The following is a 245-nucleotide window of genomic DNA, read 5'->3' on the forward strand; positions in this document are numbered from 1 at the left end:
GGGGGCGGCCCGCGCCTCGTACCAGACGCTCTACACCAGCGCGAAGGACGGCGGGGTGCGTGGCATCTTCCGCCCGGCGGACCAGGGCGCCAGCTGGACCCGCATCAACGACGACGCCCACCAGTGGGGTTGGGCCGGCGGCGCGATCACGGGAGACCCGCGGATCTACGGACGCGTCTACATCGCGTCCAACGGGCGCGGAATCATCTACGGCGACAGCTCCGACACCGGAGGCGGGGGTGGCG

Annotated in this window: 1 protein-coding gene; it reads left to right on the forward strand. The window is 72.7% G+C overall.

Annotation, left to right across the window (positions count from 1 at the left end; translation table 11 throughout):
• A partial coding sequence (locus KVT44_RS56610) for a hypothetical protein (protein ID WP_217577107.1) occupies positions 1–245 on the forward strand: 245 nt, incomplete at both ends.

Origin of the sequence: Streptomyces sp. GbtcB7 (assembly GCF_019091445.1) — a bacterium.
GTDB lineage: Bacteria > Actinomycetota > Actinomycetes > Streptomycetales > Streptomycetaceae > Streptomyces > Streptomyces mirabilis.